General features: G+C 38.2%; 6 protein-coding genes and 3 tRNA genes. 4 read left to right on the plus strand and 5 right to left on the minus strand.

Going from position 1 to position 9887, the window contains the following annotated elements:
* Position 1 precedes the first annotated feature (1 nt).
* Positions 2–469 carry a tRNA (adenosine(37)-N6)-threonylcarbamoyltransferase complex ATPase subunit type 1 TsaE gene (tsaE, locus tag JEP40_RS05580; RefSeq protein ID WP_198622779.1) on the minus strand — a complete coding sequence of 156 codons (468 nt, stop codon included), beginning with the start codon at positions 467–469 and terminating at the stop codon, positions 2–4.
* Between the two features lie 224 nt (positions 470–693).
* On the opposite strand from tsaE, the gene queG reads away from it, so the two are divergent.
* Positions 694–1848 (plus strand): tRNA epoxyqueuosine(34) reductase QueG, encoded by a 1155-nt coding sequence (queG, locus tag JEP40_RS05585; RefSeq protein WP_198622780.1) that lies wholly within the window; start codon positions 694–696, stop codon positions 1846–1848.
* 718 nt (positions 1849–2566) lie between these two features.
* On the opposite strand, the gene JEP40_RS05590 is transcribed toward queG, so the two are convergent.
* The 4 genes from JEP40_RS05590 to orn all read right to left on the minus strand — a co-directional run bounded on the left by JEP40_RS05590 (position 2567) and on the right by orn (position 3577).
* Positions 2567–2642 (minus strand) — tRNA-Gly (locus JEP40_RS05590).
* Positions 2643–2677: 35 nt separating this feature from the next.
* Positions 2678–2753 (minus strand) — tRNA-Gly (locus tag JEP40_RS05595).
* 36 nt (positions 2754–2789) lie between these two features.
* Positions 2790–2865: transfer RNA gene (locus JEP40_RS05600), tRNA-Gly, on the minus strand.
* A gap of 166 nt (positions 2866–3031) precedes the next feature.
* Positions 3032–3577, minus strand: a complete 546-nt coding sequence (gene orn, locus JEP40_RS05605; protein WP_198622781.1) for an oligoribonuclease — start codon at positions 3575–3577, stop codon at positions 3032–3034.
* A 115-nt stretch (positions 3578–3692) separates the two neighbouring features.
* On the opposite strand from orn, the gene rsgA reads away from it, so the two are divergent.
* The 3 genes from rsgA to mscM all read left to right on the plus strand — a co-directional run bounded on the left by rsgA (position 3693) and on the right by mscM (position 9094).
* Positions 3693–4751 (plus strand): small ribosomal subunit biogenesis GTPase RsgA, encoded by a 1059-nt coding sequence (gene rsgA, locus JEP40_RS05610; protein ID WP_198622782.1) that lies wholly within the window; start codon positions 3693–3695, stop codon positions 4749–4751.
* Positions 4752–4839: 88 nt separating this feature from the next.
* A complete protein-coding gene (asd, locus tag JEP40_RS05615; RefSeq protein WP_198622783.1) occupies positions 4840–5736 on the plus strand; it encodes an archaetidylserine decarboxylase in 897 nt (298 codons plus the stop codon).
* A gap of 22 nt (positions 5737–5758) precedes the next feature.
* Positions 5759–9094 carry a miniconductance mechanosensitive channel MscM gene (gene mscM, locus JEP40_RS05620; protein ID WP_198622784.1) on the plus strand — a complete coding sequence of 1112 codons (3336 nt, stop codon included), beginning with the start codon at positions 5759–5761 and terminating at the stop codon, positions 9092–9094.
* Positions 9095–9887: the final 793 nt, after the last annotated feature.

The following is a 9887-nucleotide window of genomic DNA, read 5'->3' on the forward strand; positions in this document are numbered from 1 at the left end:
TTTATGCAGACTGAATATGGGATAAAACAGTATTCCCTCGTTGTGAAAGGGGAACAAAACGCGCTTTTCGACCTTCATCTTCATAGCTTAAATGAAGTTCTAAATCGGCGTTAGGTAAAAAGCCTTCGCCTTGCGATGGCCATTCAATAAGGCATAACGCGTCTTGCTCAAAATAATCTCGTATTCCCATAAATTCTAACTCTTCAGCCGATGCTAAACGATAGAGATCAAAATGATAAACCGGATTTGGTGAGAGCATATAAGGCTCAACTAATGTATATGTTGGACTTTTCACATGACCTTTATGGCCAAGAGCTTGCAAGAAACCCCGACTAAAGGTTGTTTTTCCAGCACCCAGATCGCCATATAAATAAATGATCAACCCACTCTGGTTAGTCGCCATTGCAACAGCGCGCCCAAGTTCAACTGTTGCAGCTTCATCTTCTAATCTAACAACCCATTCTTTCATATTTATATAATCTATTGTTAAGTTATAACGGCTTAGTAAAGTGAAATCATTGGAAAACATCAAATGCTAAGCTTTTTATATTTTCTTAAGGCAAATAGTTATCGAAATCACTACCAAATAACCATACCATAAATCTATTTATTGCGAGGATTTTTCCTATTGCCTCACTATGATACACTGCGCGCTCTTAGGACTCACCTCTTACCTATTGATTCGGTTTATTCATGTCATCACTTGATCTTAATCTTCTTGCTCAAAACATTAAATTATGGGGTTCTGAGCTAGGTTTTCAACAAACAGGGATATGTGATACTGACTTATCACTTGAAGAGCCTCGTTTACAAGCATGGTTAGATAAGCAATATCATGGCGAAATGGCATGGATGGCCAAATATGGTATGACACGCGCAAGACCTCATGAACTTGTGCCCGGCACATTACGGGTTATTAGCGTGAGAATGAATTATCTTCCCACAGATGCTGCTTTTGCACGGACATTAAATAACCCAGAACAAGGCTATATTAGTCGTTATGCGCTAGGCCGAGATTATCACAAAGTATTAAGACAGCGTCTTAAAAAGCTCGGTGAAAAAATTACACATTATTGCCAACAATATGAATATCAAGGGATCGTCAATTTTCGCCCTTTCGTTGATTCAGCGCCTATAATGGAACGCCCTTTAGCTGTTAAAGCTGGACTTGGTTGGGTTGGTAAACACTCACTTGTTATCAACAATCAAGCTGGCTCTTGGTTCTTTCTAGGTGAATTACTTATTGATTTACCTTTACCCACAGATAACCCTGTCGAAGAACAATGTGGTAAATGTGTCGCCTGCATGACAACGTGCCCGACTGGCGCCATTGTCGATCCTTATACTATCGATGCACGGCGGTGTATTTCGTATCTTACTATTGAACTTGATGGCGCGATCCCTGAAGAATTTCGCCCATTAATGGGTAACCGTATCTATGGCTGTGATGACTGTCAGCTTATTTGTCCTTGGAATCGTTTTTCATCGTTAACAGATGAAGAGGATTTCTCTCCCCGTCGGGCACTCCATACACCTGAATTACTCGATCTTTTTAAATGGAGTGAAGAAAAATTCCTTCGTATAACAGAAGGTTCACCGATCCGTCGTATCGGTTACTTACGTTGGCTTAGAAATATTAGTGTGGCATTAGGAAATGCACCTTATCAAGATAAAATTATACTTGCCTTAAAAGAACGCGTTGGATTAGGTGATGTTTTAGATGAACATTTGAATTGGGCGATAGCCCAGCAGACAGCAAAGCGAAATGAAAAAGAGGTAAAAATACAGACTTCACAACAAAAACGCCTAGTAAGAGCAATAACTAAAGGATTACCGAGAGATGCTTAGTTTTTAACAGAATAAATATATAATGAGTAATCTTTAATTTCATCTGTGAATAAAATAAAAACTCCTTGCCTATCAACATGAAAAAAAAATTCAAGCGAACTAAGACTCAAATTTAAAAAAATTAAAATAGGCTTAATTATCAATTAGATATAAAATCCAATTAATTTATTAAAGAGAACAATATCCTTATCTCTTAATGATAGGTATCTGTGGATAACTCTGTGCAGTAAAAAAATAAATAGTGCTTAGATGCGGTGGTTATTAGCATCTAACTGTGGATAAATCGATTTAGGAAGATTTTAAGAATAGTAGAATATTTATTACATTTTTTTAAAGAAAAGCGCTAAAAAACCTTTCTTTTTTCTAAAATACTATTCAGTGCGTGTTTAACAGAATAAAGGCCTAAAATAGAAAAAATGATCTCGCCTTTTATTTTCCCCTTAAATGAGGAAAGGCGCACATTCTAGTGCTGTCAAAATAGAAAAGCAAGCAAAGATCATGGATAGATCACAAAAAAATAGCTTGATCTTACATGTATTAACGACATTTCTTTTTTTGCGCAATAATCATCCACACTCTTTTTACGTGTATTAAGTAAAATTCCTTAATTTGTGATCCTAAAATAGTGTAGTCGATATTTAAAAAAGCGAGAGAAAAAACTTAAAATTTTCTTTATGGAGATTAAAGATAAGATTTGGTGAAACAGAAGAGAAAAACTTGGAGCGGGAAACGAGACTCGAACTCGCGACCCCAACCTTGGCAAGGTTGTGCTCTACCAACTGAGCTATTCCCGCATTTGGTAAGTTTTGACAATTACTAGTGAAAGATTTGGAGCGGGAAACGAGACTCGAACTCGCGACCCCAACCTTGGCAAGGTTGTGCTCTACCAACTGAGCTATTCCCGCGTCGCATAACACTACTAATAATTGCCTAAGAAAGTTTGGAGCGGGAAACGAGACTCGAACTCGCGACCCCAACCTTGGCAAGGTTGTGCTCTACCAACTGAGCTATTCCCGCGTCTTTCTTACGCCCGTACAAATAAAATTCTTCATCGGTACGGGAAGCGCATTATACGAGAAAAATGCTTAACCGCAAGCCCTTATCAACAAAAAAATGCGTTTTTTTGATTGCATGCCGATAAAATCATCACAATGATGCAATATCAATCATGAATGCATATTTTTTACTCTTTAATAAAGGTTTTACGATAATAGTCTAGCTCTGCAATAGATTCACGAATATCATCTAATGCTTGATGAGTATTTTTTTTCTCAAAGCCATCTAAAATTTCAGGCTTCCAACGGCGCGCTAACTCTTTTAATGTACTTACATCAAGATAGCGGTAGTGAAAATATTGCTCTAGATCTGGCATATAACGGTACAGAAAACGTCGGTCTTGGCCCACACTATTGCCACAAATAGGTGATACCCCTTTAGGTACCCATTTTTCTAGGAATTCAATTGTCGCTTTTTGTGCTGAATTATCATCATATTGACTGGCTTTCACACGCTCAACTAAACCACTACCTGTATGAGTACGTGTATTCCATTCATCCATTAAACTCAGCTGTTCATCAGATTGGTGTACAGCAATTACCGGACCTTCGGCTAAAATATTAAGTTGAGGATCTGTCACAATGGTGGCAATTTCGATGATACGGTCACATTCAGGATCAAGACCGGTCATTTCCAGATCTATCCAGATCAGATTGTTCTCGCTTTTTGACATAATATATCCTAGCTGTTTCTAAGTGTGAGACATGATATTTTAGCGTTTATCATAGCGCGTTTACTCAATAAGCACGACAGAAGAACATCTAACCGAATAATACAAGTGAGGATCGGTGACAAAACGTAAATTATCTAAAGGCCAGCAGCGTCGAGTACAAGAAAACCATAAAAAGCGTTTGCAGAGCAAAGAGAAAAAAAACCACGTTGAATTAGACGATACGCAATTAGGCGAAGCTTCCGAAGGTTTAGTCATCAGCCGTTTCGGTCAACATGCGGATATCGAAGCGACTGATGGTACGATTACCCGATGCAATATCCGACGCACAATTTCATCCCTAGTTACGGGTGATAAAGTTGTGTGGCGCCCTGCACTACAAACACAAGAAAATGTCCGTGTGAATGGTATTGTTGAAGCGGTGCATGAGCGTACCTCCGTGCTAACACGCCCTGACTATTATGATGGCATTAAACCTATTGCGGCCAATATTGACCAAATTATTATTGTTTCTGCCATTTTGCCTGAACTCTCTTTAAATATTATCGACCGTTACCTCGTCGCTTGTGAAACGCTAAATGTTGAACCACTGATTGTACTCAACAAAATCGATATGTTAGATGCACAAAACCGTAAAACAGTAAGCGAATGGATGCAGACTTATAAAGATATTGGTTATCGTGTTCTTGAAGTCTCTAGCTATACTAAAGAAGGGCTAGAAGCGCTCACGCAAGAACTTATCGGCCGTATTTCTATTTTTGCAGGGCAATCTGGTGTGGGTAAATCAAGTTTACTCAACACCCTCTTACCACCAATGGAAGAAAGTATAGTTGTTAATCAAGTCTCTGATAACTCTGGTTTAGGCCAACATACAACAACAGCATCGCGCCTTTACCATTTCCCACAAGGCGGGGATGTCATTGATTCTCCGGGTGTGCGTGAATTTGGTTTATGGCATTTAACGCCTGATCAAGTGACAAAAGGGTTTGTTGAATTTAGACCGTACCTTGGGGGTTGTAAATTCCGCGATTGTAAACACTTAGACGATCCTGGTTGCTTAATCAGTGAAGCCGTAAAGAATGGTGAAATATCAGAAACACGCTTTGAAAACTACCATCGTATTTTAGAAAGTATGAGTCAGGTGAAAGTTCGTAAGAACATTAATTTAGACTCTTAATAATTGATTCACTGACAACCCTATTAAGGGTGGGTACAATAGACCCCTTTTGTCTATTTTTTATCGTTTAATCCCAGAGGTTGCCATTTTGGACAAGCTAAAAATTAAACTACAGTATTTATTGCCTAAATTATGGCTCACACAGCTAGCAGGTTGGTTTGCAAACAAAAAAGCGGGCGCAATCACCCAGTTTGTTATCAAAGCCTTCGCAAAAGCCTACAAAGTCGATATGAATGAAGCGAAAGACAGCCAATTCCAAGCTTATTCAACATTTAATGAGTTCTTTATTCGGGCTTTAAAAGACGGCGTGCGTCCTATTGTTGAAGGTAATGACACACTTGCATTACCCGCAGACGGTGCTGTTAGCCAACTTGGTCTTATTCAAGATGATCAAATTCTGCAAGCCAAAGGACACCACTACACGCTTGAAGCATTACTTGCCGGTAATTTTATGTTGGCAGATAAGTTCCGTAATGGTCAGTTTATTACGACATATCTTTCGCCTCGCGATTACCATCGTGTTCACATGCCTTGCGATGGTTTATTAAAAGAGATGATTTATGTTCCTGGTGATCTTTTCTCTGTTAATCCATTAACAGCTGCCAATGTACCTAACTTATTTGCACGTAATGAACGCATTATTTGTCTTTTTGAAACACAATTTGGTCCAATGATACAAATTCTGGTAGGTGCAACCATTGTCGGTAGTATTGAAACCATTTGGAGTGGCATGGTAACACCACCTCGTGAAGGTATTATTAAGCGTTGGACTTATCCTCAAGCAGATAAAGCAGGCGCGATATTCTTGAAAAAAGGTGAGGAGATGGGCCGATTTAAGTTAGGCTCAACAGTCATCAACCTTTTCCCTGAAAATACCGTTCAATTGAATAAAGATCTTATGAATGGCTCCGTTACATTAATGGGGGAACAATTAGGTTCCATCATCAATGTTGCTGGCAATGACGCTAACGCCATCAGTGAATAATACGTAATTCGGAGTAACCTTTGTGCGCCTGATAACCTGTCTTTTCTTCTCGCTCTTTTTGACTTTTTCGTTAAGCACGTCCGCAATATCAGCAGATGTGGAGAAATTACGTCAAGATATTAAACAACTTGAAGGAAGTACTAATCCTCAAGATATTGAGGCTATTCAGGCGCTACAAGGTACTATCAACTGGATTAATGATGGTGAAAAAGCACAAACAAATGCTGATAACTATCAAAAAACCATTGATGATTACCCAGAAATAACAAAAGAACTCAGAACTAAGCTTCTTGAAGAAAGCCATACAGTTCCAACTATCCCAGAAAAAATTAGCATTCCTGATTTAGAACAGAAAATTATTCAAGTCAGTAGCCAACTAATGGAACAAGCAAGGCTTCAACAACAAGAACAAGACAAAAGCCGTGAAATTAGTGAATCTTTAAATTTATTGCCTCAACAACTCTCTGAAGCACGTCGTTTATTGAGTGATGCAACAGCAAGACTAGCCTCTGTCAGTGCATCAACAACACCGTTAACAGAAGCTCAAAATAAGCTGACTCAAGCGGAAGTCACAGCACGTAAGGCGATGGTTAATGAGCTAGAAATGGCACAGCTGTCAGCTAATAATCGCCAAGAAATCGCACGTCTTCGCTTAGAGTTATTTAAAAAACGCTATCAACGCCTTGATGTACAACTACAACAATTACGTAGTTTATTGAATATAAAACGCCAAGAAGTAGCTGATCTTGCGTTAGAAAAAACAGAGATGTTGGCAGAACAAGGTGGTGAATTGCCTGAGTTTCTGACAAAACAGATCCAAACTAATCGTGAACTTTCGCAAATCCTGAATAAGCAGACTCAGGAAATGAGTGAGCTATCAGAAAAACAGCGCATCACCACCCAACAAACACAACAAGTCCGCCAAACACTAACAACTATTCGAGAGCAGGCACAATGGTTAAGTGGATCAACAGCATTAGGTGAAGCATTAAGAACACAACTTTCTCGTTTACCTGAGATGCCTCGTTCACAAGAACTTGATAGAGATATTATTCAATTACGTGTTGAACGTTTAGGTTATGAAGATATGCTGGAGAACTTAAATAAGATCCAGCCACCAGAGACCGCCGATGGTTCTAAATTGCCAGAGGCTCAACAATATATCTTTGATTCACTTATTCAAGCACGCCATGAATTACTGAACTCATTGCTATCAGGCTATGATTCTCAAATTCTTGAATTAACAAAACTGAAAGTTGCGACAACACAATTAGCGGATGCTTTAAAAGAAACAAAAGATGCAACAAACCGTTATATGTTCTGGGTTGCCGATATTAGCCCTATTAAGTTCAATTATCCGGTTTTATTAGTCAAAGATATCACTCGACTACTTTCGCTAGATACCTTTTCACAATTAGGCCATGCTGCTGTTAGCATGCTTAAAAACCAAGATACATTCCTATTCCTGTTTGTTACCTTATCAATTGTTGGTTTTAGCCTTCGCACTCGAAAACACTACAACGCCTTTCTTGAAAGAGTCAGTAACCGTATAGGTAAAGTCACTCAAGATCATTTTTCACTGACAATACGCACCGTTTTTTGGTCTATTTTAATTGCGTTACCGTTACCTCTGTTATGGTCTGCAGTCGGTTATGGCTTACAAAGTGTTGAATGGCGTTATCCAATGGCCGGCGCAATTGGCTATGGTGTAACTGCAGCAGCTCCCGTATTGTGGCTATTTATGATCAGTGCAACCTTCGCACGTCATAACGGTTTATTTATCGCTCAATTTAAATGGAAAGAAAGCAGAGTCAAAAAAGCAATGCGCTTTTACCAGCTTTCTATTTTTGTCATCGTTCCGCTGATGATGTCATTAATTACCTTTGAATATTATAGTGATAGAGAATTTGCACCGACGGTCGGTCGCTTCTGCTTCTTATTACTCTGTATTGCCTTAAGTTTTATAACTTCGAGCCTTAAAAAAGCCCATGTTCCCCTTTATCTTGATAAACATGGATCTGGTGATAATGCAATAAACACCATCTTATGGTGGTTCTTACTTCTTGCCCCTGTTATTGCAGGCTTAGCCGCTGTTTTAGGTTACCTTTCTACCTCGATTGTTTTGCTTGGCCGTTTAGAAATGTCAGTAGCAATTTGGTTTGCTTTACTGATTATCTATCACATTATTCAGCGGTGGATGCTTATTCAACGTCGTAAATTAGCCTTTGAACGCGCAAAACAGAAACGAGCTGAAATTCTCGCTCAACGTGCAAAAGGCGAAGATGAAAATACCATAGTAGGCAGTAGTGGTGAGAGTACAGTAGGGCTTGAAATTGAGGCTCAAGAAATAGATCTTGATGCAATCAGTGCGCAATCTATTGGTTTAGTTCGCTCTATTCTGACCATGATTGCATTAGTATCGATGATCTTATTGTGGTCTGAATTAAACACCGCATTTTCCTTTGTCGATAATATTCGTCTTTGGGATGTAACCTCATCGGTGAATGGCGTTAACACCATACAACCCATTACCATGGGCTCTATTTTAGTGGCGATCCTGGTGATTATTATCACTACGCAATTGGTGAGAAACTTACCCGCTTTACTTGAACTGGCTATTTTACAACATTTAGATCTAACACCAGGGACAGGCTACGCCATTACTACCATGACTAAATACAGCATCACTCTAATTGGTAGCATCGTAGGCTTCTCTTTATTAGGGATTGAATGGTCAAAATTACAATGGTTAGTAGCAGCAATGGGTGTTGGGCTAGGCTTTGGTTTACAAGAAATTTTTGCCAATATTATTTCAGGGCTGATGATCTTATTTGAAAAACCAATCCGTATTGGCGATACCGTAACCATTCGTAATTTGACGGGGAATATTTCTAAGATCAACACACGAGCGACTACGTTGACCGACTGGGATAGAAAAGAAATTATCGTACCGAATAAAGCCTTTATTACAGAACAATTTATTAACTGGTCGCTATCAGACTCCGTTACCCGTATTGTGATGACCATTCCTGCCCCTGCAGACTGCAACAGTGAACACGTCACCAATGTCTTATTAGAAGCATCAAAACGCTCTACGATGATTTTAGAAAACCCGGCACCTGAGGTTTATTTAGTCGATTTACAACAAGGCATTCAAATTTTCGAATTGCGTGTTTATGCAGCTGAGATGGGACACAGAATGCCAGCAAGACATGAAATTCATCAAAATATTCTTTTAGCCTTTGCAGAACATGGTATTCCACTGCCATTCCCACCATTCCAAGCAAGAGTGGACATGATGGGTAATACAATCCGCAGTTCTATGCGAGCGACGCCTAGAGAAGTCGGTGGATTATAATCCACCTACTTCAATTAATTTGATATAAAGCCATTATCTTATCGAAAAAACACGAAAGATAATGGCTTTATTCTTTTATTTTCTTCCTTTTCATGCCCTTTACTGATGCTTTTATCAGCCCATTCCGTAGATCTGTTTCTCTTATAGCTCGTTGATTGTATAAAATTAATCCATATTTTCTTCCCAGTCTTTTATTTCTAGAAAAAAATGAGATTATTTTTTGATTTTTTGTTTAATAAAATTGATATGTGCTAACAAAAAGAAACTATTCATCACTCGATGACAATATGAAGATAACAAAACGAGCATCATAAAAAGATCGCTAATTTTTCGGACAAATATTTATAAAGCAGTATATTTTTCTAACAAAGCATCCATTTAACTAAAGAGTAAAGTGCCATTTTGGATAGGGCATTTAATTTACCTTAAGGTAAAATATATTTTGTCTTACCTTTATTATTTTTTATCTCAGTTAACAAAACCGGACACTTAACGAAAATCACCTCAATTATTGATCTAAATCATATTTTAGCGTTTTTATACTTAACCTCACTCCTTATATGAGTGAAAAGGCACTTTCGTTGGATTTTAGTTTTCAAATTGATATCTCTAACGGAACTTTTTCTTTCTTAAGTTAAATAAGTTAAGTCATTTATAGATCAACAAACTTAATATTAGCATTTAAAGCACCAGCAGTATTACATAGCAAAATATTTCAGCATTTCAATATTTAAAGCCTGATTTTGTCTAATTTAGATTATGAAACAGTATTTGACATTATAAATAGTCTTTC

Source organism: Proteus vulgaris (genome assembly GCF_016239305.1).
GTDB classification, from domain to species: Bacteria; Pseudomonadota; Gammaproteobacteria; order Enterobacterales; family Enterobacteriaceae; genus Proteus; species Proteus vulgaris_C.